This window comes from Burkholderia sp. Ac-20344 (assembly GCF_017104975.1).
Taxonomy (GTDB): Bacteria; Pseudomonadota; Gammaproteobacteria; order Burkholderiales; family Burkholderiaceae; genus Burkholderia.
Genome location: NZ_JAAGPP010000134.1, coordinates 1 through 25145, shown reverse-complemented (window position 1 = coordinate 25145; position 25145 = coordinate 1). Strand labels below are relative to the sequence as shown.

Here is a 25145-nt window from a genome sequence, read left to right as displayed (position 1 = left end):
CGACAGCCTCCGGCGCCGGCGCGCTCGCCGCCGCTTGCGCGGCGCTCGCGGCGGCGGCAGCCTCGGCGGCCTTCTTCGCCGCTGCGGCCGCCTTCGCCTTCTTGCCGCCACGGTCGCCGTCGATGTCGGCCAGCAGGTCGAGTTCCGAAGGCAGGTTGTCCGCCCCCGTCCAGCCCGCCAGGCGATCGCCCGAGAACGTCACGACGAGATCGCGCTGCTGGACGATCGAAGTCGAGCCGCGCTTGAAGTAGAAGAGGTAGTCCCAGCGGTCGGCGTGGAACATGTCCGCCAGCAGCGGGGTGCCGAGCAGCGCGCGCACCTGCTCGCGCGACATGCCGACCTGCAGCTGCGAGGCCTTCTCCTGCGACACGAAGTTGCCTTGCACGACGGTGATCCGGTAGGGGGTGATGCTCTGCGCGATGCGCTGCGTCACGCTGTCGTACGACGAACAACCAGCCAGCGCGGCAACGGCGGCGGCAGCGATGATGACACTCCGCATGCGGCTCCTCTGAAAGTGCGAAAGAGATTCTGGAATCATTTCCCTCACCGTGCAGGCCCGCGTCGCAGGCCGCGCGTATTTCTGGAACGGCGAAAAGCCGGTAACATTGAAGCCCTGCATTGTACTCTAGGGATGCCTAGCCATGACCAATCCGACGGATCTCAAGAATATCGGGCTAAAGGCCACCCTACCGCGCCTCAAGATTCTCGAGATATTCCAGCAAAGCCCTGTGCGCCACCTGACGGCGGAAGACGTCTACCGGAACCTGCTCAACGAGCAGCTCGACATCGGGCTGGCCACCGTCTACCGCGTGCTGACGCAGTTCGAGCAGGCCGGCCTGCTCTCGCGCAGCAACTTCGAATCCGGCAAGGCCGTGTTCGAACTGAACGAAGGCTCGCACCACGACCACCTCGTGTGCCTCGATTGCGGCCGTGTCGAGGAATTCTTCGACGCCGAGATCGAAGGCCGCCAGCAGGCGATCGCGAAGGAGCGCGGCTTCCGGCTCCAGGAGCACTCGCTCGCGATGTACGGCTCCTGCACGACCGAGAACTGCCCGCACCGCAAGCACTGATTCGCGCGCTCCGCGCACGCAGCACGGCCCGGCCGGCATCTCGCCGCCCGGGCCGTGTTCTTTTCGGGATAGCGGCGCGCAAGCCGCGCGCCCCAGGCGGTCAAAAACCCTTCGACACACCCGCCCGGGCCGCCTTCAGGTAGCCGGAGCCGGGCTGCGTGCCCGCGTCAGGCCGTGCAGGCCGGCTCGAACTCGAGCGCCCATGCGCGCTCGAGCGGAATCTCGTCGCAGTTCGGCTGAGGCCCGCCGCGATCGACGATCACGAAATCGCTGACCGCGTCGAGCGCGAGCAGCGGATGATGCCACACACCTTTCGCATAGTTCACGCCCTGCCAGCCTTCCGCGAGGAACGCGCGCATCGCGTCGGGCCGGAATTCGCCGGCCGGCGCGACGACGATCGCGTAGCGCGACACGGCCGCGAGCGGGATGAACGCCTGGCTGCCGTGCGGATGGCGCTCCATCAGCGTGACCGCGACCGGCAGCGCGCGCGGCTGCGCGCGGAACACGCTGACGAGCGGGCGGCCGCCGTCCGCGCACACGTCGATCGTCGCGAGATCGTGGAAGCGCTCGGTCGTGCCGCCGTTGATCGGGAAATGCCATGCGCCTTCGAGCGCGATCACGTCGCCGAACGGCGCGAACGCTTCGCGGGTCAGGCGCTCGACGCGCAGGATGTGGGATCCGCTCATGCCATCGCCCTCCTTCAAGCCGGCTCGCCCCACAGACGCAGGCGCGACACGCCGCCGTCCGGGAAGATGTTGAAACGCACGTGCGTGACGGGGCCGAGCGCGGCAAGCTGGTCGAACGTGTGGACGTGGTCCATCTGCAGCTTCTGCTCGCCGAGCAGTTCAGCCCAGAACATCGCCTGCGTGACGAGCGAATCGTCGGTGCCGCCCGCGACCCGCGCGGCCTGCAGCGAGCAGCGGTCGGGGAAATTGCCCTTGAAGAACGCGGTATCGACCTCGACGCGCCGGATGATGCCCGGCCCCGCGAGCGCGACGATCGCCCAGTCGTTGCCGGGCTCGCGGCGGCGCCGCGTTTCCCAGCCGTCGCCCATGTTCACGCCGCGCCCCGGCATCAGCATCTGCGAAGCCGGGCCGAAGTGCTGGTTGTTCGCGGCCACCAGGTAGCCGCCGTTCTCGATCGCCGCGAGATCGACGAGCTCGCCGGCCGGCACCTGGCGCCAGTCGCGCTGCGGCTGGCCGTACACGCGCAGCCGCGCAAGGCCGCCGTCCGGGTACAGGTTCACGCGCAGGTGCGTATAGGGCTGCGCATCGTCGACGCTCACGTAGTGATGCGAATTGCCCTGCAGCGTCGTCGCCGGCACGATCGGGCGCCACTCGGCGTTGTCCGGCGGCGTGTCGCCTTCGGCGACGCACGCGTCGATCGACGCGGCCGGCGGGAAGTTGCCGGTGAAGTGGCTCGTGTCGAGATCGACGCCGTGGATCACGCCCGGCCGCGCGAGCCGCACCACGCAGAAGTCGTGGCCGGTCGTGCGTTTGCGGCGCGTTTCCCAGCCGTCCATCCACTTGCCGTGGTCGTCGTACTTGCCGGGAATGAACACGGCCGGCTCGGGATTCAGCATGCGCTCCTTCGGTGCGAAGAATTCGTCGCTGGCGAAGAGCGCCTGCGCCCCGAGGCGCGGGTCGGCGAGGTTCATGTAACGCCGCGTGAAGGCCGGCGCGCTCGGATCGAGGATGGGGGCTGCCATGTCGTCTCCTGATATTTGATGTCGTGCCGGCGCATCGAGGCGCCGGTCACGTGAATTGCGGTTGCGCGGGACGACCAGGGGAAGCCGCCCCGCGCGGGGTTGCGCTCAGAGCGCGTGAGCCTGGTCGCCGGCGACCGGCGCCGCGCGGTCTTCCTCTTCGGCCGGCACGTAGCGCAGCTCGCGGTTCAGCACGCGCTTCGCACGGGCACGATCGATGTCGTTCTCCCACACCGCGACGACCACCGTTGCAACGCAGTTGCCGATCAGGTTGGTCAGCGCGCGGGCGATGCCGACGAACCAGTCGACCGGCAGGATCAGCACGAGGCCGAGCACCGGAATCGCGGGAATCGCCGACAGCGTCGCCGCGAGGATCACGATCGCCGAGCCCGGGATCCCGTGCGCGCCCTTCGACGTAATGAGCGACACGAGCAGTACGACGATCAGGTCATGCGTCGACAGCGGCGTGTTGGTGGCCTGCGCGATGAACAGCACGGCGAGCGTCAGGTAGATCGAGAAGCCGTCGAGGTTGAACGAATAGCCGGTCGGGATCACGAGGCCGACCGTCGAATCCTTCACGCCCATGTATTCGAGCTTGCGCATCACCTGCGGCAGCACCGCGTCCGACGATGCCGTGCCGAGCACGATCGACAGTTCCTCACGCAGGTAGCGGATCAGCTTGAACACCGAGAAGCCCGCGAGCCGCATCACCGCGCCGAGCACGACCGTGACGAACACGAAGCAGCTCAGGTAGAACACCGCGACGAGATAACCGAGCTGCTTGAGCGACGCGACGCCGTACTTGCCGGTCGTGAACGCGATCGCACCGAGCACGCCGAGCGGCGCGAGCTTGATGATGAAGCCGATGATCCGGAAGAACACGTGCGACAGTTCCTCGATCAGCGAGTTGACGCGCTGCGCCTTGTCGCCGAGCAGCGACAGCGCGGAGCCGAACAGCACCGCGAACACGAGGATCTGCAGGATGTCGCCCTTCGCGAACGCGTCGATCGCGGTCTCGGGGATGATCTTCATCAGGTAGCCGGCCGTGTCCTTCAGGCTTTCGGCGTTCTTCGCGTACGACGCGAGCGACGACGCGTCGAGCGAGCGCAGGTCGATGTTCATCCCGACGCCCGGGCGCGTGAACCACGCGAGCACGAGGCCGATGCCGAGCGCGAGCGTCGTCATGATCTCGAAGTAGACGACAGCCTTCAGGCCGACCCGGCCGACCTTCTTCAGGTCGCCCGCGTTGGCCATCCCGCTGACCACGACGCAGAACACGATCGGCCCGATCACCATCTTGATGAGCTTCAGGAAGCCGTCGCCGAGCGGTCGCAGCGACTCGGCGAAATGCGGGAAGAACGCGCCCAGCGCGACCCCTAGAATAAGTGCGACGACTACTCGGCCAAACAGCGAATTGAGGAATTTCGACACGGCGCTCTCCCGATCCAACGGTTGCAGTTTCGTCTGTTCATACTGGTAAGACCAGTGATGTTATGGTGGATAGTAGGAAGCCGATATAGTGGCGTCAAGGACGGAAAAAATAGGGATTTCCCGCCCCTCCCTGCCCGGTTTCGATGCACCGGACAGGGGCAGATCGTGGCTTTCCCGTAGGGCGGCCATGCACCGCCTGCGTGCGGATTACAATGCCGGTCAGACCGGCCAAAGTTCACATCATGAAAAACGTTCCGCATACCGTGACCGACGCCGCCATCGCGACGATCCGCGACCGGATCGAGGCAGGCGTGTATCCGGTCGGCAGCCTGCTGCCGGCCCAGCGCCAGCTCTCCGAGGAGCTGGAGATCAGCCGCGCGTCGCTGCGCGAGGCGCTGTCGACGCTCGAGGCGCTCGGGATGCTGCGCATCCGCGCCGGCAAGGGCGTGTATGTCGAAAGCGCGCAGGCCACGGCCGCCCATGCATGGCAGTTCGCCGAGCAGTCGTCGCCGCCCGACACGTACCAGATGCGCTATGCGCTCGAAGGGTTCGCCGCGCGGATGGCCGCGCACGTGGTCAGCGATGACGACATCGCGTGGCTCGAGGACAACCTCGCCAGCCTGCACGTCGCGCTCACCGAAAACGCGATCGACGAGGCGTCGCAGCTCGACTTCGACTTCCACATGCGGATCATCCATCTCGCCGGCAACGCGGCAATCGAATCGGTGCTGCGCAGCAGCGCGGACATCATGAAGGAAAGCCAGCGCATGCCGTTCTACCGGCGCGAGCTGCTGCTGTCGACGTGGCACGAACACCGCGCGATCGTCGACGCGCTGATCGCGCGCGACGCGGCCGCAGCCGGCACCGCGATCGAAACGCACATCGCGAACGCCGCGCAGCGCGCGGGCATCTTCTTCCCGACACCGCGCACGTAACGGCCCGGACGGCCGCCCGTCGCACGCGCCGCCGCCCGTCGTACCGGTCAACCTCCCGACGGATCGCGATACGCGAGCGCACGCTCGATGAACGCGCGCGCCGCGACGCTGCGGTACGCGCCCTTGCGTGTCAACAGCGCGGCCGTACGCGACGGCAGCGGCGGATCGATCTCGAGCGCGCACAGGTCGGCGCTCTCTCGCGCGATCGCGTCGGGCAGCACCGTCGCGAGCCGGCCGCACCGCACGAGTTCCAGCACCGCACTGATCGTATTCGTCTCGATCGCGATCTTCGGCTGCGCGCCATGCTCGATGAAATACCGGTCGATGCGCTCGCGCGTCGCGAATGCGCGGCTCAGCAGCACCAGCGGCTCGCCGCCGAGCTCGGCCGGCGTCAGCGCGCGGCGGCGCCGCGCGAGACGGTGCGTGCGGCCCGTCACGAGCGCGAGCGGCTCGTTCCACAGCGGCAGCGCGTCGATGTCCGGCGCGCGTGGCGGCATGAACGCGAAGCCCGCGTCGAGCCGGTCGTCGGCGAGCAGCGCCTCGATGCGCTCCTGCGGCATCGCATCGATCGTCAGCGTGACGTTCGGATAGTCGGCATGGAACGCGTCGATCAGCGAGCCGCTCAGGTAGGCCGCGAAGGTCGGCATCATCGCGAGCCGCAGCGACCCGCTGCCGAGATCGGCGACGTCGTGCAGCGCGCGCTGCCCCGCATCGAGCTCGTGCAGCGCGGTGCGCGCGTGGCGCGCATAGACCTCGCCGAACTCGGTGAGCTGCACCGTGCGGCCCGAGCGGTCGAACAACTGCACGCCGAGCGTTTCTTCGAGCTGGCGCACCTGCTGCGACAGCGTCGGCTGCGATACGTGCAGCGCGTCGGCCGCGCGCGTGAAACTGCGCTGCTCGGCGACGGCCAGGAAATAGCGGATGTGGCGGAGTAGCATGGCGGCCAACGTATTGGTTCTACCAATGAAGACCATAACGAGCCAGTCTTGGACGCTATGGTTCGATTCCCGCATCATACGCACATCCGTTCCCGTGCAGCGCCCCTGTCACCGCACCGGAACGGCCCTCCCGGGCCTGCCCTGCCTCCGCCCGCCGCACGACGATCCGCCGCCCGCCCGATCCGGGCCCGGCCGAGATCCACCCGGCGCGCATCGGCTCACCGCCGATCCGTCGACGCCGGCCCCGATTTCCGTCACCCCGCGCAGCCGACGGCTCCGTGCCGCCGGCCGGCGACGCTGTTTTTCGCGACCATGGAACCGCATCACGACACCCATCCTCCCCTGACCCGCGGCATGACGCTGCTGTTCGCCTGCGCGTGCGGCATCGTCATCGGCAACATCTACTACGCGCAGCCGCTGCTTGCCGCGATCGCGCACAGCTTCGGCCGCGCGCCGACCGAGCTCGGCTATCTCGTCACCCTGACGCAGCTCGGCTATGCGGCGAGCCTGCTGCTGATCGTCCCGCTCGGCGACGCGGTCAACCGCCACACGCTGATCGTGCGGCTGCTGATGCTCAACGTCGTCGCGCTGGTCGCGGTCACGTTCAGCACGAACTTCACGATGTTCGTCGTCGCGAACGTCGCGGTCGGCTTCGTCACCTGTTCGACGCAGCTGCTTGTGCCGTTCGCGGCGTCGCTCGCCGACGCGCGCTCGCGCGGCCGCGCGGTCGGCACCGTGATGAGCGGGCTGCTGCTCGGCATCCTGCTCGCGCGCGTCGCGGCCGGCGCGATCGCCGACGGGTTCGGCTGGCGTGCGGTGTACGGCATCGCCGCGGTGATGGTGGCGGCGCTGACCGCCGTGCTCGCCGTGAAGCTGCCGAAGGATCGCCGCGACGCGCGCCTCGACTATGCGGCGCTGATGAAGTCGCTCGTCGCGCTGGGGCGCGCGCAACCGCTGATCGTGCTGCGCTCCACTTACGGCGCACTCGTGTTCGCGTGCTTCAGCCTGCTGTGGACGGGCCTCACGTTCCTGCTGAGCCAGCCCCCGTACAGCTATTCCGAAGGGCAGATCGGCCTGTTCGGGATCGTCGGTGCGGTAGGTGCGCTCGCGGCGACGTCGGCCGGCCGGCTGGTCGATCGCGGCCACGGCAATGCGGCGACGGGGCTGTTCGCGGCGGCCGTACTCGCATCGTTCGCGCTGATCGCGACCGGCGCACACTCGCTCGCGGCGCTGATCGCGGGCATCCTGCTGCTCGACGTCGGCGTGCAAGGCATGCACATCTCGAACCAGAGCGTGATCTATGCGCTGGCCGGCAACGCGCGCAGCCGCGTGACGACGATCTACCTGACGAGCTACTTCATCGGCGGTGCGTTCGGGTCGTTCGCGGCGAGCGTCGCGTACGGCATCGACGGCTGGCGCGGCGTGTGCATCGCGGGCGCAGCGCTCGCGGGCGTGCTGATCGCACTGTGGCTCGCGTCGCAGCGTGTCGGCGTTCGGCAGGCCACGCAGTAATGCGGCAAGTCGTCTCCGCGTCACCATGAAAAATGGCACGCCCCGCGAATCGGAGTGTGCCTTTTTGCTGATGGCCTCGGTACCGTCACGCGCCAGCGCGTGACAGGTTACTCGGCCTCGTCCGCGAAATCGATCAGCACCTTCATCGCGCGCTGCCGGTCGCCGGCCAGTTCGAATGCACGGTTCGCGTCGCGCATCGGGAACACGCGCGTGACGGCCGGCCGCAGGTCGACGCGTCCCGCATTGATGAGCTGCACCGCGAGCGCGAATTCCGCGTGAAAGCGGAACGATCCGCAGATCGACAGCTCCTTCGCGACCACGACGTTCTGCGGCAGGCTGACGTCGCCGCCGAGCCCCAACTGCACGACGACCCCGCGCGGGCGCATCACGTCCAGCCCGTCGCGCAGCGCCCGCGCATTGCCCGAACACTCGATCATCACGTCGAACGTGCCCTTGTCGGCGCCGTAGCGCTCGACCCATCCCGCATCGGCCACCGCATTGATCGTGCGGTCGGCGCCGAGCGCGCTCGCCACGGCCAGCGGCGCGTCGACGACGTCGGTCGCGACGATCTCCGCCGCGCCGTGCACACGCGCCGCCGCGACCGCCAGCACGCCGATCGGCCCGCAGCCCGACACGAGCACGCGCTTGCCGATCAGCGGGCCCGCGCGCGACACCGCATGCAGCCCGACCGCGAACGGCTCGGCGAGCGCCGCGAGCGACAGCGGCACGTGATCGGCAACCTTCACGCACTGCACCGCGTCGCACACGAGCGCGTTGCGGAACGCGCCCTGCACGTGCGGCATCCGCATCGCGCTGCCGTAGAAGCGCATGTCGAGACACTGGTTCGGCAGCCCTTCGAGGCAGTAGCGGCACGCGCCGCACGGCCGGCTCGGATTGACCGCGACGCGATCGCCGACCTTCACCGACGTCACGTCCGGCGCCACTTCCGCGACCGTGCCCGCGACCTCGTGGCCGAGCACCATCGGCTGCTGTAGCCGAATGGCACCGAAGCCGCCGTGCCGGAAGTAATGGAGATCGGAGCCGCAGATGCCGCCCATCGCGACATCGACGCGCACCTGGCCCGGGCCGATCTCGCCCGCATCCTGCTCTTCCACCCGCAGGTCGTTCGGCCCGTGGATCACGACACACATGCAACGCATACGCATGACAGCCTCCTCAGACGACCGGCGTGACCAGCGGCTCGCCGGCGAAGTGCGCGGCGAGGTTGTCGCGCACCAGCCAGCCCATCGCCTGGCGCGTCTCGACCGTCCCGCTCGCATGGTGCGGTTGCAGCAGCACGTTCGGCAACGCGAGAAAACGCGGGTCGATGCGCGGCTCGTTCCAGAACACGTCGAGCGCGGCGCCGGCGATCGCATTGCGCTCGAGCGCGTCGAGCAGCGCCGGTTCGTCGACGGTCGTGCCGCGCGACACGTTCACCAGATAGCCTTGCGGCCCGAGCGCGTCGAGCACGGCCGCGTCGACGAGGTGGCGCGTCGTCGGTCCGCCCGCGAGCGTGACGATCAGCAGTTCGCACCAGCCGGCCAGCTCGGCGAGGTCGCCGAAGAAGCGGTGCGGGCTGTCCGCGCGCGGCGCGACGTCGAAGTAGCCGAGCTCGACGTCGAAGCCGGACAGCCGGCGCGCGAGCGTCGAGCCGATGCGGCCGAAGCCGACCACGCCGACGCGCTTGCCGTAAAGCCGCGTGACGAGCGGCATGTCGCCGTCGCCCCATGCGCCGGAACGCACGTACGTGTCGCTGGCGCCGATGCGGCGCATCATCGCGAGCGCGAGCCCGACGCCGAGATCGGCCACGTCGCCGGTCAGCACGTCCGGCGTATTCGTCACGCGGATGCCGCGCTCACGCGCGGCGGCGAGATCGATCGCGTCGGTGCCGACGCCGTAGCACGCGATGATCTCGAGCTTCGGCAGCGCGGCGATCAGCGCGGCATTCGCGCCGAGATCGCCGCGCGTCGCGATCGCGCGCACGCCGGCGCCGTGTTCGGCGAGGAACGCCGCGCGGTCGGCGGCCTCCCACAGCCGGTGGACGTCGTAGCCGGCCGACAGCCATGCGTCGTCCCACGGCTGGTAAGGGCCCGTCATCAGCAGTTCGGGCCGCTGGGTCGATTCGTGCGCCATCTGCGCTTGCTCCTGTCGAGATCAGTTGAATGCGAATGTGTGCCGGGCCGCGTCAGCCGCCCGGCCCGTTCATGCGTGCCGCGCGAGCGGATCGGCGCCCGGTGCGGGCGCCGCCTGCGCCGCGTCGAGCGGATCGTCGAGATCGCGGTTCAGCGTTTCCGGCATCCGCGACGTCGTGAACAGCGTGATCAGCGTCAGCAGCACCAGGTACGCGGCGATCGGCACCCAGGCGCGTACGCCGGCCGCGTGGTCGCCGCCGTGCAGCGCGATCACGGTCGCGATGATCGTCGCGCCGACGAGCGGCGCAATCCCGCCCGCGAGCACGGCCGACACTTCGCGCGAGAACGACACGCCCATGTAGCGATGGCGCGCGCCGAACAGTTCCGGCAGCAGCGCGGCCTGCGCGCCGAGCATCCCCCAGTTCGCGAAGCCCTGTGCGACTGAGATCGCGATGACGCTCGCGACCACGTTCCCCTGGCTGAAGACCCACCACACCGGAAACGCGAGCGCGAGTTGCAGCCACGCGAACGTGCGATACACGCGCACGCGGCCGAAGCGGTCGCTCAGGCGCCCCGCCAGCGGCACCGTGCACGCGCCGACAGTCGCCGCGCACACCAGCGCGAGCGCGCCGATCGGCCCCTTCATTCCGATCACGCCCGCGAGATAGCTGACCGCGAGCGCCTGGTAGATCGACGAGCCGCCGTTCTCGGCCATCCGCAGGCCGATGCCGATCAGCAGCGAGCGCTTCGAATGCTGCACGGCACTCTTCAGCGGATTCGCCGACACCTGCGCACGCTTCTCGAGCCGCACGAAGGTCGGCGACTCGTGCAGCCGCACGCGCATGTAGATCCCGACCGCGACGATCACCGCGCTGAACAGGAACGGCACGCGCCAGCCCCAGCCGTCGGTGACGCGGTCGATGTTCGCGAGCAGCAGGAAATAGACGGCCGCCGCGAGCACCGTGCCGAGCTGGATGCCGAGAAACGGCAGCGACGCATAGAAGCCGCGCTTGCCCGGCGGCGCATATTCGGTCATCAGCACCGCGGCGCCGGCCTGCTCCGCGCCGGCCCCGAGGCCCTGCAGGATGCGCAGCAGGATCAGCAGCGCGGGCGCCCAGTAGCCGGCCGTCGCGAAGGTCGGCAGCACGCCGATCAGCGTGCTCGCGACGCCCATCAGCAGCACCGTCGCGGTCAGCACGAACTTGCGGCCGATCCGGTCGCCGAGCACGCCGAACACGACGCCGCCGAGCGGACGCACCGCGAAGCCGACGAAGTAGGTGCCGAAGCTCGCGATCAGCCGCATCTCGGCGGTCTGCGCGGGAAAGAACAGCGGCCCGAACACCAGCGCCGATGCGAGTGTGTACAACGCGAAATCGTAGTATTCGAGCGCGCTGCCGAGCGAGCAGGTCCATGCCGCGCGGTTGAGCTGCTTCGTGTCGACGCCGTGGCGCTCGGCGGTCTCGCCCGGCGCACCGGACCCTGCATCGTGCCGCGCGGGCGGCGGGGAAATGCGATCCATCGTTGTCTCCAGTCTCCTGCCTTCCGTTCCGGAACCCGGCCGCGTATCGCGCGACCGGGACATCGGCCCGCTCGTGCGGCGGGCTCTTCTGGGAATTCGGACGCCGGCGTCAGCCGGCGTAACGGCGCTCGCGCACACGACGCCAGCGCCGTTACTCAGACGGCGCTGGTCAGGCCGCCGTCGACGAACAGCGTCTGGCCGTTCACGAAATCGGACGCGGCCGATGCGAGGAAGATCGCCGCGCCGCACAGCTCGTCGACGCGCCCCCAGCGGCCGGCCGGCGTGCGCTTGCACAGCCAGTCCGAGAACGCCGCGTCGTCGACCAGCGCGCGGTTGAGTTCGGTTTCGAAATAGCCGGGCGCGAGGCCGTTCGCCTGGATGCCGTGGCGCGCCCAGTCGGCGCACATCCCTTTCGTCAGCATCCGCACCGCGCCCTTGGTCGCCGCGTACGGCGCGATCGTCGGCCGCGCGAGCTCGCTCTGCACCGAGCAGATGTTGATGATCTTCCCGCGGCCGCGCGCGATCATGTGCCGCGCGACGGCCTGCGCGACGTTGAACACGCCGTCGAGGTTCACGCGCATCAGCGCATGCCAGTCGTCGGGCTCGAACGCGTCGAGCGGTGCGCGGCGCTGGATGCCCGCGTTGTTCACGAGGATGTCGATCGCGCCGACGCGTGCCTCGAAATCGTCGATCGCCGCGCGCACCTGCGCGTGCTCGGCGACATCGAATACCGCGTAATCGGCCGTGAAGCCTTCCTCGCGCAGGTGCCGCACGAGCGTCGCGGCCTTCTCCTCATTGCGATCGTTGATGACGATCGCCGCCCCTGCTTCGGCGAGCCCGCGGGCGAGCGTCAGCCCGATCCCGCGTCCGGAACCGGTAATCAGTGCGCGGCGGCCGTCGAGGCGGAATCGGTCAAGCGCGTTGGTCATCTGTGTCTCCTCGTGCCAGTCGAGCCGGCGGCCCATCGCGGCCGGTCTCGCGTTGACGGTATCTTCGGCTGCCGGCCGGGCACCGCGCCAATGGTCTTTTTTGATCCGGCTATCATGAAATCTGATTACCGTCCTCACCTGCCCGCCGCCCATGGAACTCAAGCAATTGCGCGCCTTCGTCACGCTCGCGGAAGAACTGCATTTCGGGCGCGCCGCGCAGCGCCTGTTCATCGTGCAGCCCGCGCTGAGCATGCAGATCAAGGCGCTCGAGGCAGAACTCGGCGCGCGCCTGTTCGAGCGCGACCGGCACAAGGTCGAACTGAGCGATACGGGGCGCGTGTTCCTGCCCGAGGCGCGCGCCACGCTGCAGCAGGCCGCGCGCGCGGAGCAGATGGCGCGGCTGTCGAGCCGCGGCGAGATCGGCACGCTGCGGATCGCGTTCGTGTCGTCGGTGCTGCCCGTGCTGCTGCCGGCCGTGCTGCGCACGATGCGCGAGCGCTATCCGCTGATCACGCTCGAACTGAAGGACATGCCGACGCCCGACCAGATCGCCGCGCTGCGCGACCGGCGGATCGATTTCGGGATGATCCGGCTGCCGGCCGCGTATGCGGGCATCGACACGCGCGTGGTGCTCGAAGAGGGTTTCGTCGTCGCGCTGCCGCTCGACCATCCGCTCGCCGCCCACGATGCCATCGCGCCGGCTGCGCTGCGCGGCCAGCCCGCGTTCGTGCTCGCGCGCCGCTACGCGCCGGGCTTTCACGACGACATGCTGCTCGCGCTGAGCCGCGCGGGCACGACGCTCGAGATTGCGCAGGAGTTCGGGGAATTCACGACGATGCTCGCGCTCGTCGCGGCGGGAATGGGCATCGGGCTGATTCCGGCGGAAGCGGCCAGCGCGCTGCCGCCGAACGTGCTCGCGCGGCCGCTCGACCTGGCCGGGCACCGCACCGGCATCGGCCTCGCGTGGACCGACCTCGACAGCCCGCTGAAGCGCGCGTTCGTCGCCGCGCTCGAGCAGGTGACGGCAGCATCAAGCAATAACCGCGGGCAATAACGGCGGACAATAAAAAAGCCCGGCCGGAAAACCGGGCCGGGCTCGTTCGCTACGCAGGCCGCCGTGCGGCGGCCGCGCAACGTGCGGGATTACTTCGCGTTCGCGAACGCGACAGCCGTATCCAGCATGCGGTTCGAGAAACCCCACTCGTTGTCGTACCAGCTCGACACCTTGACGAGGCGGCCCGACACCTTGGTCAGCGTCGCGTCGAACGTCGACGAAGCCGGGTTGTGGTTGAAGTCGATCGACACCAGCGGTGCGTCGTTGTAGCCGAGGATGCCCTTCAGCGCGCCTTCCGATGCTTCCTTCATGATCGCGTTGACTTCCTCGACCGTCGTGTCGCGCTTCGCGATGAACGACAGGTCGACGATCGACACGTTGATCGTCGGGACGCGGATCGCGTAGCCGTCGAGCTTGCCGTTCAGTTCCGGCAGCACCAGGCCGACCGCCGAAGCAGCGCCCGTCTTCGTCGGGATCTGGCTGTGCGTGGCCGAACGCGCGCGGCGCAGGTCTTCGTGGTAGACGTCCGTCAGCACCTGGTCGTTCGTGTACGCGTGGATCGTCGTCATCAGGCCGGTTTCGAGGCCGATCTTGTCGTTCAGCGGCTTGACGAGCGGCGCGAGGCAGTTCGTCGTGCACGATGCGTTCGAGATGACGGTGTGCTCGGCCTTCAGCACGTCGTGGTTCACGCCATAGACGATCGTCGCGTCGACGTCCTTGCCGCCCGGCGCCGAGATGATCACCTTCTTCGCGCCGCCCTTCAGGTGCGCGCTCGCCTTTTCCTTCGTCGTGAAGAAGCCCGTGCATTCCATCACGACGTCGACGCCCAGCTCGCCCCACGGCAGTTCGGCCGGGTTGCGGTTCGCCAGCACGCGGATCTTGTCGCCGTTCACGACGAGGTAGTCGCCGTCGACCGACACTTCACCGGGGAACTTGCCGTGCGCGGTGTCGTACTGGGTCAGGTGCGCGTTGGTCTTCGCATCGCCCAGATCGTTGATCGCGACGATCTCGATGTCGTGCTTCTTGCCGTTCTCGTAGAACGCGCGCAGCGTGTTGCGGCCGATGCGGCCGTAGCCGTTGATTGCGACGCGAATCGTCATGGTCTATCTCCTGATGGCTGAAAAAATTAGTTTCGTGCAGCTTCACGGTGCGACGCGCGCGAGGGGTGGCGCGCGTCGCGTATGTTTTTAGGCCAGCACGGCCTTGGCCGTCTCGACGACGTGCTCGACGGTGAAGCCGAAGTACTTGAACAGCACGCCAGCCGGCGCCGACTCACCGAACGTGTCGATCCCGACGACGCCGCCTTCGAGGCCGACGTACTTGTGCCAGAAGGCGGTCACGCCCGCTTCGATCGCGACGCGGCGCACACCGTGCGGCAGCACGCGTTCGCGGTATTCGGCGTCCTGGCGGTCGAACACGTTGGTCGACGGCATCGACACGACGCGTGCCGCGATGCCTTGCTGCGCGAGCGGCTCGACGGCCTTCATCGCGAGTTCGACTTCCGAGCCCGTCGCGATCAGGATGATCTTGCGCGCGACGATCTCTTCGTCCCAGTCCTTCAGCACGTAGCCGCCCTTGTCGATGTTCGCGATCTGCGAGTCGGTGCGCGGGTTGAACGCGAGGTTCTGGCGGCTGAAGATCAGGCTCGACGGACGGTCTGCGGCCACCGCGTGCGTCCATGCGACAGCCGTCTCGACCGTGTCGGCCGGACGCCATACGTCGTGGTTCGGGATCAGGCGCAGGCTCGACACCTGCTCGATCGACTGGTGCGTCGGGCCGTCTTCGCCGAGGCCGATCGAATCGTGCGTGAACACGAAGATCGACGGCACCTTCATCAGCGCGGCCACGCGCAGCGCGTTGCGGCTGTAGTCGGAGAACGTCAGGAACGTGCCGCCGAACGGCTTGTGGCCGCCGTGCAGCGCGAGGCCGTTGATCGCGGCGCTCATGCCGAATTCGCGCACGCCGTAGTTGATGTGGTTGCCCAGCTGGACGCCCGGGCCTTCCGGATTCGCACGGACGGCCTTCGACGCCTTCCAGTTGGTCAGGTTCGAGCCGGTCAGGTCGGCCGAGCCGCCGAGCAGCTCGGGCAGCGCGGCAGCCAGCCCTTCGATCGCCTGCTGCGACGCCTTGCGCGTCGCCACCGTCTCGCCGCGCTCGTTCGCGCCGGCGATGATCGCCGCAGCCTTCTCGGCCCAGTCGGCCGGCAGCTGGTTGGCCATCCGGCGCTCGAATTCGGCGGCTTCTGCCGGGAACTTGGCGCGATATGCAGCGAACTTCGCGTCCCATTCGGTTTCGGCGCGCTTGCCGGCTTCCTTCGCGTCCCATGCCGCATAGACTTCCTGCGGAATCACGAACGGTGCCCACGTCCAGCCGAGCGCTTCGCGCGTCTTCGCGATTTCTTCCGCGCCGAGCGCCGCGCCGTGCACGTCGTGGCCGCCGGCCTTGGTCGCCGCGCCCTGGCCGATCACCGTCTTGCAGCAGATCAGCGTCGGCTTGTCCGACAGCTTCGCCTTCGCGATGGCCGCGTCGACCGCGTCGACGTCATGGCCGTTCACGTTCGGGATCACGTTCCAGCCGTAGGCTTCGAAACGCTTCGGGGTATCGTCGTGGAACCAGTTCACGACGTCGCCGTCGATCGAGATGCCGTTGTCGTCGTACAGCGCGATCAGCTTGTTCAGCTTCAGCGTGCCGGCGAGCGAGCAGGCTTCGTGCGAGATGCCTTCCATCAGGCAGCCGTCGCCGAGGAACACGTACGTGTGGTGATCGACGATCTTCGCGCCGTCACGGTTGAACTCGTCGGCCATCAGCGCTTCGCCGAGCGCCATGCCGACCGCGTTCGCGAGACCCTGGCCGAGCGGGCCGGTGGTCGTCTCGACGCCCGGCGTGATGCCGTATTCCGGGTGGCCCGGCGTCTTCGAGTGCAGCTGGCGGAAGTTCTTCAGCTCTTCCATCGGCAGGTCGTAGCCGGTCAGGTGCAGCAGCGAGTACAGCAGCATCGAGCCATGGCCGTTCGACAGCACGAAGCGGTCGCGGTCCGCCCAGTGCGGGTTCGTCGGGTTGTGCTTCAGATGGCGCGACCAGAGCGCGACGCCGATTTCGGCCATGCCCATCGGCATGCCGGGGTGGCCGGAGTTCGCTTGCTGAACGGCGTCCATCGCGAGCGCACGGATCGCGTTGGCCATCAGGGTGGTGGAGGCGGGAGACGAAGTCGTCATGTCGAGTCCGGAGAACGAGTCGAGGAAACGGGGGCACGGCGGCATCCGGAAGCTCGAGCGTCAATCGTTCCCGGCGCGCGGTGCGGCGCCTGACGGACGCGAAGCGGACGGAGCCTACGGACGGGGCTGTAAAGCTCGTCATTTTAACAGATGGGCTGACATTTCCCTTGTCGGCGAGTAGTGTTCCGGCACGGTTTTCCGTCAAACCGCCCGCCTCCTATAATTCAGACGTCGGAACTGCCAGCCCTGAGTGGCCCGCCCGTGAGCACGACCCTTCTTTTCCACCCTACGCCCGACTCCGCCTACGGCTTCCCGAATGCGCGGCGGCTCGCGCACGTCGCGTCCCCGCACCAGCAGATCGAAGTCTGGGAAACCCCGCAGCTCGGCCGCCTGTTTACGCTGGACGGCCGGCCGATGACGTCGGTCGGCGACGAGTACGTCTATCACGAGTGCATGACGCACCCGGCCGCGCTCGCGCATCCGGCGCCGCGCAAGGCGCTCGTGCTCGGCGGCGGCGACGGCGGCGCGGCGCGCCAGTTGCTCAAGCATGCGTGCATCGAGCGGATCGTGATCGCGGAACTCGACGACGAGGTGGTCGGGATGGCGCGGCGTTATCTCGACGACGTGCACCAGGGCGCGCTCGACGACCCGCGCGTCGAGGTCGTGATCGGCGACGCCACGCATTTCGTCGCGTCGACCGTCGAGCATTTCGATCTCGTCGTGTTCGACCTCACGCCGCCCGATTCGCCGGCGGCCGGCCTCTATACGCGCGCGTTCTACGCGCGGCTCAAGCGGATCCTGACGCCGTGCGGCGCGATCTCGATGCACCTCGGCTCGCCGGTGTTCCACGCGGCGCGCATCGCCGCGCTGCTCGACGACCTGCGCGCGAGCTTCGCGGTCGTCGATCCGTTGTCCGCGCACGTGCCGCTGTACGGCTCGCAGTGGCTGATGGCGATCGCGAGCGACACGCTCGACGCGGCCGCGCTGTTCGCACACGACATCGACGAACGGCTCGCCGCCCGCCGCGTCCAGGGCTTGCGCTACTACGACGCGCGGCTGCATGCGTCCCTCTTTGCCCTGCCGCGCGCGCTGCGCGATACACTGGGCGTCCGCCGCTGAGCGTCCGCGCGGCCGCCTCGCTGCCGTTTTTTCATCGCGTCTTCGCAACATTCGTGATGTGCTGCGCCGGGGCGGAACGCCCCGGACGCCGCGCCGCCCCCTGAACGAACGCCGAAGCATGGCATCAGAGCACGTGCCGAAGCGCCCACACAGGAGATTTTCATGACCGATCCACGTCCGGCCAACGTGCCTTGGTTGACGCCCTACCTGGCCGTACGCAACGCGCGCGCGGCCATCGATTTCTTCAAGGCCGCATTCGGCTTCGAGCTGCGCGACATGCACGACGAGGACGGTGCGATCATGCACGTCGAAATGGCCTACCGCGGCCAGCTGATCGTGATGTTCGCGCCGGAAGGCGCATTCGGCTCGACCGCGCTCACGCCGAAAAGCGCGAACGCCACCGCGCCGCAGTCGTTCTACCTGTATGTCGACGACGTCGACGCCACCTGGCAGCGCGCGCTCGACGCGGGCGCGAAGTCGCTGAGCGCGCCGCAGGATCAGTTCTGGGGCGACCGGTTCGCGCAGATCGAGGATCTCGACGGCTACCGATGGGCGCTCGGGCGCCGTCTCGACGCATGACCCAAACCGCTACACGCATGAACGAAGCCACCACCACCGCGGCCGTGCCGCGCTTTTTCGTCGACGCGGCACTGCGCGCCGACGCCACGCTCGTGCTGCCGGCCGATGTCGCGCGCCACGCGCAGGTGCTGCGCCTGCAGCCCGGCGACGTGCTCGCGCTGTTCGACGGCACCGGCGGCCAGTACCGTGCGCGGCTCGTCGAGATCGACAAGCGCAGCGCGCTCGCGCAGATCGACACGTTCGACCCGGCCGAAGCCGAGCCGCCCTATGGCGTGACGCTCGCGCAAGGCATCGCCGGCGGCGACAAGATGGACTGGGTGATCGAGAAGGCCGTCGAGCTCGGCGTGGCGGCGGTCGTGCCGCTGTCGACCGCGCGCGGCGTCGTGAAGCTCGCCGGCGAGCGCGCGGACAAGCGCGTCACCCACTGGCGCGGCGTCGTACGCGCATCGTGCGAGCAATGCGGGCGCAACCGCGTGCCCGACGTCGCGCCGGTCGCCGGCTTCAACGCGTGGCTCGATACGCTGCCGGCCGCGCCGGCCGACGGCGAGCTGCGGCTGCTGCTGTCGCCGCGCGCGAGCATCCCGTTCGCGTCGCTGCCCGACGCGCCGCCCGCTGCAACCGTGACGCTGCTGATCGGGCCGGAAGGCGGGCTGTCGCCCGACGAGGAAAGCGCGGCACGCGCACGCGGGTTCACCGCGATGTCGCTCGGGCCCCGCGTGCTGCGCACCGAGACGGCCGGCGCGGCCGTGCTCGCGGCGTTGGCGGCGCGCTGGGGCGGGTGGTGATGCGCGTCAGCGCGCGGCGCTCAACGGCTCGATGTCGATGACGCCGGAACCCTTGAGCGCCAATGCCAGCGCGTCGATGCTCGCATCGTCGAACGAGAAGGTCGTCGCGGTGACGCGCAACGGCGGCGTCGCCTGGATCGCCTTGATCAACGGACCGCGATAGCGCAGGTTCATCAGCATCGGCACGATCTGCGTGACTCCCACCGGCCGGCCGTCGTGCTGCGCTGCGGCGGCATCGACCGTGTCATTCCAGCCCTGGATGAAGCCGCCGGCATCGATCCGCGTGTTCAGTTCGATCCAGCGCCGCTTTTTCTCGTCCGCGCTGTCGTCCGATGCGCGCAACGCGGCGGCCTCGCGGCTCACATCGACATCGTGCTTCGCACGCCACGCCATGTAGCCCAGCGCGAAGACCATGTTGTCCAGCAGGATGTCGCCGTCATGCACGACGTGGGACAGGCGTCGCGGCGCCTGGCTCTCGACGAAGGCGGGTGTCAGGATCCAGACGCTGCCGTTGCGCAATGCGCCGGACGTCCGGCCGAGCGCGGGTTCGCCGCTGTCGACCGCGATGCGCGTCAGCAACCCCGCATCGACCAGTTCGTTCAGTTGGCCGGCCAGTGCCGGCGACGCGTGAATCGCACGGGCCACCGCCGCATACTGGTCCGGTGTCGAGCGCGCGCGCAACTCGGCAAGCAGCCGCTCGACCGCCGGATACACGGCCTGCGCCGCCGACGTCGGTGCCGGTTCGGCCGCGACGGCATCCGCTGCCGCCGCGCCCCCCATCGAAACAACGACTGCGGCAACCAGCAGTCCTCGCGTGAAGACGTTCATCGTCGACTCCCCGTTCGAATATCCGGCGCACCGGCGACCTGCACGGCGGCCCGAATGCAGCCCGTTACTTGCCGGCTTCGCCGTCCGCGTCCCTTATCTGGCCCAGCAGCGCGTTGACGACGGGCGGCAGCACGCCGCCGGGGGAACCGGTGATCCAGCCCTTGTCGTCCGTGCCGTAGAGGTCGATCCGGCCCGTCATGGTTCGGCTCGTCGGCGCGTTGTCGAACACGGGTACGGTGCCGTTGAAGAACGCCACGAGGAACGCCGCCCGCGCGTTGTCGTTCTTCAGGCGCGGGTTGCCGAGCTTCTCGCGCAGCGCCTTCATGCCGGGCTCCACGTCGGCGACGCGGCACGCGAATTCGACCGTCGCGATCGATTCGCCTTCCACCGATTCGTTCGGTTTGCGGGTCGAGCCGGTGGCCTTGCACTCGGAACGGGCGAGCGCATGCTGATACGACGCGACCGCTGCGGTCACCGGCCCACGCACCGTTGCGCGCACCTTCGCCGGCACCTTGGCCATGAAGGCGGCGACGATGTTGTCGCGCAGCGTGTCGGCGAGCTTCGGGATGGCCGCCACGTCGAGCGCATCCTTGCCTTCGAAGCGCGTGCGCGTTGCATCGTTGAACTGCACGGCCTTCGATGCGTCGCCATTGATGAATGCGCCGAGATACAGATCGGTCGTCTGCTCGGGGGTCAGCACTGCGGCCTGGGCGGCCGGTGGGATGCCGAGCGACAGTGCGCACGCGGTCAGCGCGCACACGAGCGGACGGCGCGCACGGGTGCGCGCCGCTAATCGGGTAGCGGTCATGGGGAAACGGCCCTCTCTCGAATGTTGGTCTGGTGTGATGCGCCCGGCGCGGTGCCTGCGCCCGGGCTGAGCGATTGTCGCGAAAAAAAGTGGGCGATGAAAGGTCTTTGTCGGATCGGGCCAAGTGCATGCAACACGCGCAGGCGCAAAAAAGCCCGCTCGAGGCGGGCTTCCAGGGATGTTGCCGGATCGGCCGCGGGCCGACGCGCGCTTACGCGAACGAGTAGAACACGCGGAACGCGACCTTGCGCTCGGCCCAGAATTCGGCCGCCTCGCGGAACACGTCGAGCAGCGTCTCGCGGCCTTCCTTGTCGAACTTCTGCGCGATCGGCAGCCCTTCGAGGACGATCACGAAACCGGGCTGCGCGCCGGCCTTCGCGACGAGGTCGGTCAGCGAGTCGTACAGCGCGTCGTAGTTCTTCCCGAAATGCTTCGGGAACAGGAACGACGTCGCGATCGTTTCCATCACTTCCTGCTTCGACTGCGCGGCGCCGCAATACGCATACAGGAAATGCTGGCCGAGCCGGCCGGCTTCGTCGGCGAGATCCTGCACGCGGAACGCGCGGATCGACTGCACGAGATTGGGTCGCACGGTCGTGAAAAGGCTCATAGGCTCCTCGTTCGATGAAAGCCCGGGCTCGGCTTCCTGTTGCTCCGGCGTACCGCCAGCCTGCGCCGCCGCGTGCAGTTGGATCACGCGCTGAAACAGATTGCCGTCACCGGCCGCGAACAGTTCCGCCGCCGCCGTTTCGTGCGCGTAGATGGAGTCGCTCATGCCATTCGTCCCGAAGTCATTCAACAATACGTTTAAAACTGCTGTAATGGTCGCCCGTGTAAAAACAGTTGTCGATCCGGCGCAAGGGCCCGCCACAGACGATCCGGCGCGCGCCGCGATTGCGGGCACGCGGCGTCGGTACCGTGTACTCATGGTAGTAGCCGCGCTTCGCTTTTGGCAGGATCCGCTCGCGGTTGCCAAACACGACGCCGTCTTTCTCGTACGGATAGGGACCGCCGGCGCCGATCAGGCCCAGCGTGGTCACGGCCTCGCGCGGAAGACGGGCGGTCGGAATCGTATCGAGCCCGCTCGCCGCCACGTCGGCCGGAACGACCTCCCGTGCGTAAGCGGCGGAAACCAGACTGCCCGTCGGCGTGCCGACGATACCCATCGCGAACATCGCGAAGACGGACGCGAGCGCGCCGTTGCGGAGCCACTTGCGTGCCATGAACCAGGGTTCCCGCTGTTAAATCAAGTAGTTGACGACCAACAAAGGCGTTAGCGTAGCGTTATTGGCCGCGCGAATCAATGTCCGTTTGGGAATCGAAAGCCTCGTGATATCCGGAATTGCGCATTTTTTACCGAAATCGCGCTACATTTATCTCGCATAGGATAAAATGCGGGTGGCGTCTCTTGTATGGCAAGACTCTGCCTCCTTGCCACGCTGCTACGCTGAGTGGAGAGAGATGCTGATGTAGCTTGAGGGAAGCGCGCTTGCGCCCTGCCCGCGGCGTGCCCATTGCGGGCACGCCTCTTTTTGCTTTTGTTTACAATTTCGCCCGACACGCCACGCCGGTTCGACCGGCCTGGCGCGTTCGTTTTGGCTCAGCGCGTGGCGTTCACGTCGGCGACCAGCAGCGCCGCCATGTTGACGATGCGGCGAACGGTCGCCGATTCGGTCAGCACGTGCACCGGCTGCGCAGCGCCCAGCAGGATCGGCCCGATCGCGATGTTGTTGCCCGCGGCCGTCTTCAGCAGGTTGTATGCGATGTTCGCGGCGTCGATATTCGGCAGGATCAGCAGGTTCGCTTCGCCTTCCAGCGTCGATTCCGGCAGGATTTCCTTGCGCAGCGCCGCGTCGAGCGCGACGTCGCCGTGCATCTCGCCGTCGACCTTCAGCTCCGGTGCACGTTCCTGCAGGATTGCGAGCGTATCGCGCATCTTCTTCGCCGAAGGTGCGTTGCTCGTGCCGAAATTCGAGTGCGACAGCAGCGCGACCTTCGGCTCGATGCCGAAGCGGCGCACTTCTTCCGCGGCCATGATCGTGATCTCGGCCAGCTCTTCCGGGGTCGGATCGACGTTCACGTGCGTGTCGACCAGGAAAATCTGGCGGCCCGGCAGCACGAGGCCGTTCATCGCCGCGTACACGCTGCAGCCCGGGCGCTTGCCAATCACCTGGTCGATGAAGTGCAGGTGGCGGTGCGTGGTGCTGATCGTGCCGCAGATCATCCCGTCCGCTTCGCCCTTCTTCACCAGCATCGAGCCGATCAGCGTCGTGCGGCGGCGCATCTCGACGCGCGCGAGCTGCTCGCTGATGCCCTTGCGCGCCATCATCTTGTAGTACGTCTGCCAGAAGTCGCGGTAGCGCTCGTCGTGCTCTGTGTTGACGACCGTGAAATCGATGCCCGGCGTCAGGCGCAGGCCGTAGCGCTGGATACGGTGCTCGATCACCGACGGGCGGCCGATCAGGATCGGCTTCGCGAGCTTTTCGTCGACGATGATTTGAACGGCGCGCAACACGCGCTCTTCTTCGCCTTCCGCGAACACAACGCGCTTCTTCTCTTCCGACGCGGCGCGCGCGATCTGGAAGATCGGCTTCATCGTCGTGCCGCTGTGGTACACGAACTGCTGCAGGTGGACGCGGTACGCCTCCATGTCCTCGATCGGACGCGTCGCGACGCCGCCGTCCATCGCGGCCTGCGCGACGGCCGGTGCGATCTTCACGATCAGGCGCGGATCGAACGGCTTCGGAATCAGGTATTCGGGCCCGAACGACAGGTCCTGGATGCCGTACGCGGTCGCGACGATGTCGCTCTGCTCGTGCTGTGCGAGCTCGGCGATCGCGTTGACGGCCGCGATCTCCATTTCACGTGTGATCGTCGTCGCGCCGACGTCGAGCGCGCCGCGGAAGATGAACGGAAAGCACAGGACGTTGTTGACCTGGTTCGGATAATCGGTACGGCCCGTGGCCAGCACCGCGTCCGGGCGCACTTCGAGCGCGAGTTCCGGCAGGATTTCCGGCGTCGGGTTCGCGAGCGCGAGGATCAGCGGGCGCTCGGCCATGCCCTTCACCATCTCCTGCTTCAGCACGCCGGCGGCCGACAGGCCGAGGAAGATGTCCGCGCCGTCGATCACTTCGGCCAGCGTCCGCGCTTCCGTTTCGCGGGCGAAACGCTCCTTGTCCGGATCCATCAGCTCGGTACGGCCCTTGTAGACCACGCCGGCCAGGTCGGTCACCAGGATGTTCTCGATCGGCAGGCCGATGTCGACCAGCAGGTCGAGGCACGCGAGCGCGGCGGCACCCGCGCCGGACGCGACGAGCTTCACCTTCTTGATGTCCTTGCCGACGACCTTCAGCCCGTTCGTGACGGCCGCGGCCACGACGATCGCGGTGCCGTGCTGGTCGTCGTGGAACACCGGGATCTTCATCCGCTTGCGCGCTTCGCGCTCGACGATGAAGCAGTCCGGCGCCTTGATGTCTTCCAGGTTGATCCCGCCGAAGGTCGGCTCCAGCGCGGCGATCACGTCGACGAGCTTGTGCGGGTCCGACTCGTTCAGCTCGATGTCGAACACGTCGATGCCCGCGAACTTCTTGAACAGCACCGCCTTGCCTTCCATCACCGGCTTCGACGCGAGCGGGCCGATGTTGCCGAGACCGAGCACCGCCGTGCCGTTCGTGACGACGCCGACAAGGTTGCTGCGCGCGGTGAAACGAGCCGCGTTGAGCGGATTCTCGACGATCTCCTCGCACGCGTACGCCACACCCGGCGAGTACGCGAGCGCGAGGTCGCGCTGGTTGATCATCTGCTTGGTCGGGGCGATCGCGATTTTCCCGGGGGTCGGGAATTCGTGATAGTCGAGCGCGGCTTCGCGGAGCTTGGCTTTGGAGGAGGCTTGGGTAGACATGTGTCTCTTGGCGGGCGGATTAGAATAACTGTTCGACGGCATTGTAGCGCCAATCATCGGCCGCCAGACCGGCGATTCGGGTGCAACAGCCGCGACAAAATTGTACTGAACGGTGCAGGAACGCCGCCGCTCGCCTCGTACAATGCCGTTCCTTCCATCGTTTCGGATACCCGCCGTGCCAGCCGCCCTCTCCGAGTTTTCGCTGATCGAACGCTTCTTCACGCGCCGCGCCGCGCAGGGCGCACGTGCGTCGACGCTCGGCATCGGCGACGATTGCGCGTTGATCACGCCTCGATCCGGGAAATTACTGGCCATTTCGACGGACATGCTGGTGGAAGGCCGCCACTTCTTCCCCGACGTCGCGCCCGACGCGCTCGGCCACAAGACGCTCGCGGTCAACCTGTCCGACCTCGCGGCGATGGGCGCCGAGCCTCGCGCGTTCACGCTCGCGTGCGCGCTGCCGCGTGCCGACGCGGCGTGGCTGGAAGCGTTCAGCAACGGGCTGTTCGCGCTCGCCGAGCGCTACGGCTGCGAGCTGATCGGCGGCGACACGACGAGCGGCCCGCTGAACCTGTGCGTGACCGTATTCGGCGAAGTCGCGCCCGACGCGGTGCTGCGCCGCGATGCCGCACGCGACGGCGACGATGTCTGGGTATCCGGCACGCTCGGCGATGCGCGCGCCGGG

Annotated in this window: 24 protein-coding genes; 8 read left to right on the top strand and 16 right to left on the bottom strand. The window is 68.0% G+C overall.

All coding sequences use genetic code 11. From position 1 onward, the window contains the following. Positions 1–499 (bottom strand): outer membrane protein assembly factor BamE (locus G3N64_RS30890; protein WP_205787567.1); only part of this gene is annotated, 499 nt, incomplete at its 3' end. A gap of 142 nt (positions 500–641) precedes the next feature. On the opposite strand from G3N64_RS30890, the gene fur reads away from it, so the two are divergent. Beyond that, positions 642–1070: a ferric iron uptake transcriptional regulator gene (gene fur, locus G3N64_RS30885; protein WP_034182711.1), complete on the top strand. Its 429-nt coding sequence runs from the start codon at positions 642–644 to the stop codon at positions 1068–1070. 167 nt (positions 1071–1237) lie between these two features. On the opposite strand, the gene G3N64_RS30880 is transcribed toward fur, so the two are convergent. From G3N64_RS30880 to G3N64_RS30870, 3 genes are all read right to left on the bottom strand, one after another. Continuing rightward, positions 1238–1756, bottom strand: a complete 519-nt coding sequence (locus G3N64_RS30880; RefSeq protein ID WP_205787566.1) for an ureidoglycolate lyase — start codon at positions 1754–1756, stop codon at positions 1238–1240. Between the two features lie 14 nt (positions 1757–1770). Continuing rightward, complete coding sequence (gene alc, locus G3N64_RS30875) at positions 1771–2778, bottom strand: allantoicase (RefSeq protein WP_205787565.1); 1008 nt, start codon at positions 2776–2778, stop codon at positions 1771–1773. Positions 2779–2883: 105 nt separating this feature from the next. Then, the gene (locus G3N64_RS30870; RefSeq protein ID WP_205787564.1) at positions 2884–4206 is read right to left on the bottom strand and encodes a C4-dicarboxylate transporter DctA; all 1323 of its coding nucleotides are present in this window, start codon (positions 4204–4206) and stop codon (positions 2884–2886) included. 212 nt (positions 4207–4418) lie between these two features. Between G3N64_RS30870 and G3N64_RS30865 the strand changes: the two genes are divergently transcribed. Continuing rightward, positions 4419–5141 carry an FCD domain-containing protein gene (locus G3N64_RS30865; RefSeq protein WP_205787563.1) on the top strand — a complete coding sequence of 241 codons (723 nt, stop codon included), beginning with the start codon at positions 4419–4421 and terminating at the stop codon, positions 5139–5141. A gap of 47 nt (positions 5142–5188) precedes the next feature. On the opposite strand, the gene cynR is transcribed toward G3N64_RS30865, so the two are convergent. Further along, positions 5189–6079 (bottom strand): transcriptional regulator CynR, encoded by an 891-nt coding sequence (gene cynR / locus G3N64_RS30860; protein WP_205787562.1) that lies wholly within the window; start codon positions 6077–6079, stop codon positions 5189–5191. A gap of 312 nt (positions 6080–6391) precedes the next feature. On the opposite strand from cynR, the gene G3N64_RS30855 reads away from it, so the two are divergent. Further along, a complete protein-coding gene (locus G3N64_RS30855) occupies positions 6392–7591 on the top strand; it encodes an MFS transporter (protein ID WP_205787561.1) in 1200 nt (399 codons plus the stop codon). A gap of 107 nt (positions 7592–7698) precedes the next feature. Here G3N64_RS30855 and G3N64_RS30850 read toward each other — a convergent pair whose 3' ends face one another. From G3N64_RS30850 to G3N64_RS30835, 4 genes are all read right to left on the bottom strand, one after another. Continuing rightward, on the bottom strand, positions 7699–8757 hold the full coding sequence (locus G3N64_RS30850; protein WP_205787560.1) for an L-idonate 5-dehydrogenase: 1059 nt from the start codon (positions 8755–8757) through the stop codon (positions 7699–7701). A 10-nt stretch (positions 8758–8767) separates the two neighbouring features. Beyond that, positions 8768–9724 carry a 2-hydroxyacid dehydrogenase gene (locus G3N64_RS30845; RefSeq protein ID WP_205787559.1) on the bottom strand — a complete coding sequence of 319 codons (957 nt, stop codon included), beginning with the start codon at positions 9722–9724 and terminating at the stop codon, positions 8768–8770. Between the two features lie 69 nt (positions 9725–9793). After that, entirely contained in the window at positions 9794–11242 is a 1449-nt protein-coding gene (locus G3N64_RS30840) for an MFS transporter (RefSeq protein WP_205787558.1), read from the bottom strand. A gap of 155 nt (positions 11243–11397) precedes the next feature. Further along, a complete protein-coding gene (locus tag G3N64_RS30835) occupies positions 11398–12171 on the bottom strand; it encodes an SDR family NAD(P)-dependent oxidoreductase (RefSeq protein ID WP_205787557.1) in 774 nt (257 codons plus the stop codon). A 151-nt stretch (positions 12172–12322) separates the two neighbouring features. On the opposite strand from G3N64_RS30835, the gene G3N64_RS30830 reads away from it, so the two are divergent. Then, on the top strand, positions 12323–13225 hold the full coding sequence (locus G3N64_RS30830) for a LysR substrate-binding domain-containing protein (RefSeq protein ID WP_205787556.1): 903 nt from the start codon (positions 12323–12325) through the stop codon (positions 13223–13225). A gap of 89 nt (positions 13226–13314) precedes the next feature. Here G3N64_RS30830 and gap read toward each other — a convergent pair whose 3' ends face one another. Then, positions 13315–14325, bottom strand: a complete 1011-nt coding sequence (gap, locus tag G3N64_RS30825) for a type I glyceraldehyde-3-phosphate dehydrogenase (RefSeq protein WP_059500962.1) — start codon at positions 14323–14325, stop codon at positions 13315–13317. Between the two features lie 87 nt (positions 14326–14412). Then, positions 14413–16485, bottom strand: coding sequence for a transketolase (tkt, locus tag G3N64_RS30820; protein WP_205787555.1), 2073 nt, complete (start codon positions 16483–16485; stop codon positions 14413–14415). A 216-nt stretch (positions 16486–16701) separates the two neighbouring features. Here tkt and speE point away from each other — a divergent pair, with 216 nt between their 5' ends. The 3 genes from speE to G3N64_RS30805 all read left to right on the top strand — a co-directional run bounded on the left by speE (position 16702) and on the right by G3N64_RS30805 (position 18923). Further along, a complete protein-coding gene (gene speE / locus G3N64_RS30815) occupies positions 16702–17559 on the top strand; it encodes a polyamine aminopropyltransferase (RefSeq protein WP_205787554.1) in 858 nt (285 codons plus the stop codon). 162 nt (positions 17560–17721) lie between these two features. After that, positions 17722–18138 (top strand): VOC family protein, encoded by a 417-nt coding sequence (locus G3N64_RS30810; protein WP_205787553.1) that lies wholly within the window; start codon positions 17722–17724, stop codon positions 18136–18138. Positions 18139–18155: 17 nt separating this feature from the next. Then, positions 18156–18923: a 16S rRNA (uracil(1498)-N(3))-methyltransferase gene (locus G3N64_RS30805; RefSeq protein WP_205787552.1), complete on the top strand. Its 768-nt coding sequence runs from the start codon at positions 18156–18158 to the stop codon at positions 18921–18923. Positions 18924–18929: 6 nt separating this feature from the next. On the opposite strand, the gene G3N64_RS30800 is transcribed toward G3N64_RS30805, so the two are convergent. The 5 genes from G3N64_RS30800 to G3N64_RS30780 form a co-directional block, all read right to left on the bottom strand. Then, positions 18930–19751 carry a hypothetical protein gene (locus tag G3N64_RS30800; RefSeq protein WP_205787551.1) on the bottom strand — a complete coding sequence of 274 codons (822 nt, stop codon included), beginning with the start codon at positions 19749–19751 and terminating at the stop codon, positions 18930–18932. Positions 19752–19815: 64 nt separating this feature from the next. Continuing rightward, positions 19816–20559: a hypothetical protein gene (locus tag G3N64_RS30795; protein ID WP_205787550.1), complete on the bottom strand. Its 744-nt coding sequence runs from the start codon at positions 20557–20559 to the stop codon at positions 19816–19818. Between the two features lie 211 nt (positions 20560–20770). Beyond that, the gene (locus G3N64_RS30790; RefSeq protein WP_059528744.1) at positions 20771–21334 is read right to left on the bottom strand and encodes a barstar family protein; all 564 of its coding nucleotides are present in this window, start codon (positions 21332–21334) and stop codon (positions 20771–20773) included. A gap of 16 nt (positions 21335–21350) precedes the next feature. Beyond that, positions 21351–21782: a ribonuclease gene (locus G3N64_RS30785; RefSeq protein WP_205787549.1), complete on the bottom strand. Its 432-nt coding sequence runs from the start codon at positions 21780–21782 to the stop codon at positions 21351–21353. A 377-nt stretch (positions 21783–22159) separates the two neighbouring features. Beyond that, positions 22160–24502, bottom strand: coding sequence for an NADP-dependent malic enzyme (locus tag G3N64_RS30780; RefSeq protein WP_277399139.1), 2343 nt, complete (start codon positions 24500–24502; stop codon positions 22160–22162). Between the two features lie 100 nt (positions 24503–24602). Between G3N64_RS30780 and thiL the strand changes: the two genes are divergently transcribed. Continuing rightward, positions 24603–25145: thiamine-phosphate kinase (gene thiL, locus G3N64_RS30775; protein WP_205787547.1), on the top strand; the 543-nt coding region annotated here is incomplete at its 3' end.

Bases quoted from the DNA above. Each gene is read 5' to 3' on its own strand.
- G3N64_RS30880 (WP_205787566.1), bottom strand. From the start codon at position 1,756: ATGAGCGGATCCCACATCCTGCGCGTCGAGCGCCTGACCCGCGAAGCG.
- G3N64_RS30785 (WP_205787549.1), bottom strand. From the start codon at position 21,782: ATGGCACGCAAGTGGCTCCGCAACGGCGCGCTCGCGTCCGTCTTCGCG.
- G3N64_RS30830 (WP_205787556.1), top strand. From the start codon at position 12,323: ATGGAACTCAAGCAATTGCGCGCCTTCGTCACGCTCGCGGAAGAACTG.
- G3N64_RS30790 (WP_059528744.1), bottom strand. From the start codon at position 21,334: ATGAGCGACTCCATCTACGCGCACGAAACGGCGGCGGCGGAACTGTTC.
- G3N64_RS30865 (WP_205787563.1), top strand. From the start codon at position 4,419: ATGCCGGTCAGACCGGCCAAAGTTCACATCATGAAAAACGTTCCGCAT.
- gap (WP_059500962.1), bottom strand. From the start codon at position 14,325: ATGACGATTCGCGTCGCAATCAACGGCTACGGCCGCATCGGCCGCAAC.
- G3N64_RS30855 (WP_205787561.1), top strand. From the start codon at position 6,392: ATGGAACCGCATCACGACACCCATCCTCCCCTGACCCGCGGCATGACG.
- G3N64_RS30780 (WP_277399139.1), bottom strand. From the start codon at position 24,502: ATGCCGTCGAACAGTTATTCTAATCCGCCCGCCAAGAGACACATGTCT.
- cynR (WP_205787562.1), bottom strand. From the start codon at position 6,079: ATGCTACTCCGCCACATCCGCTATTTCCTGGCCGTCGCCGAGCAGCGC.
- alc (WP_205787565.1), bottom strand. From the start codon at position 2,778: ATGGCAGCCCCCATCCTCGATCCGAGCGCGCCGGCCTTCACGCGGCGT.
- G3N64_RS30800 (WP_205787551.1), bottom strand. From the start codon at position 19,751: ATGAACGTCTTCACGCGAGGACTGCTGGTTGCCGCAGTCGTTGTTTCG.
- G3N64_RS30850 (WP_205787560.1), bottom strand. From the start codon at position 8,757: ATGCGTATGCGTTGCATGTGTGTCGTGATCCACGGGCCGAACGACCTG.
- G3N64_RS30845 (WP_205787559.1), bottom strand. From the start codon at position 9,724: ATGGCGCACGAATCGACCCAGCGGCCCGAACTGCTGATGACGGGCCCT.
- G3N64_RS30835 (WP_205787557.1), bottom strand. From the start codon at position 12,171: ATGACCAACGCGCTTGACCGATTCCGCCTCGACGGCCGCCGCGCACTG.
- G3N64_RS30805 (WP_205787552.1), top strand. From the start codon at position 18,156: ATGAACGAAGCCACCACCACCGCGGCCGTGCCGCGCTTTTTCGTCGAC.
- G3N64_RS30840 (WP_205787558.1), bottom strand. From the start codon at position 11,242: ATGGATCGCATTTCCCCGCCGCCCGCGCGGCACGATGCAGGGTCCGGT.
- G3N64_RS30795 (WP_205787550.1), bottom strand. From the start codon at position 20,559: ATGACCGCTACCCGATTAGCGGCGCGCACCCGTGCGCGCCGTCCGCTC.
- G3N64_RS30810 (WP_205787553.1), top strand. From the start codon at position 17,722: ATGACCGATCCACGTCCGGCCAACGTGCCTTGGTTGACGCCCTACCTG.
- tkt (WP_205787555.1), bottom strand. From the start codon at position 16,485: ATGCCGCCGTGCCCCCGTTTCCTCGACTCGTTCTCCGGACTCGACATG.
- fur (WP_034182711.1), top strand. From the start codon at position 642: ATGACCAATCCGACGGATCTCAAGAATATCGGGCTAAAGGCCACCCTA.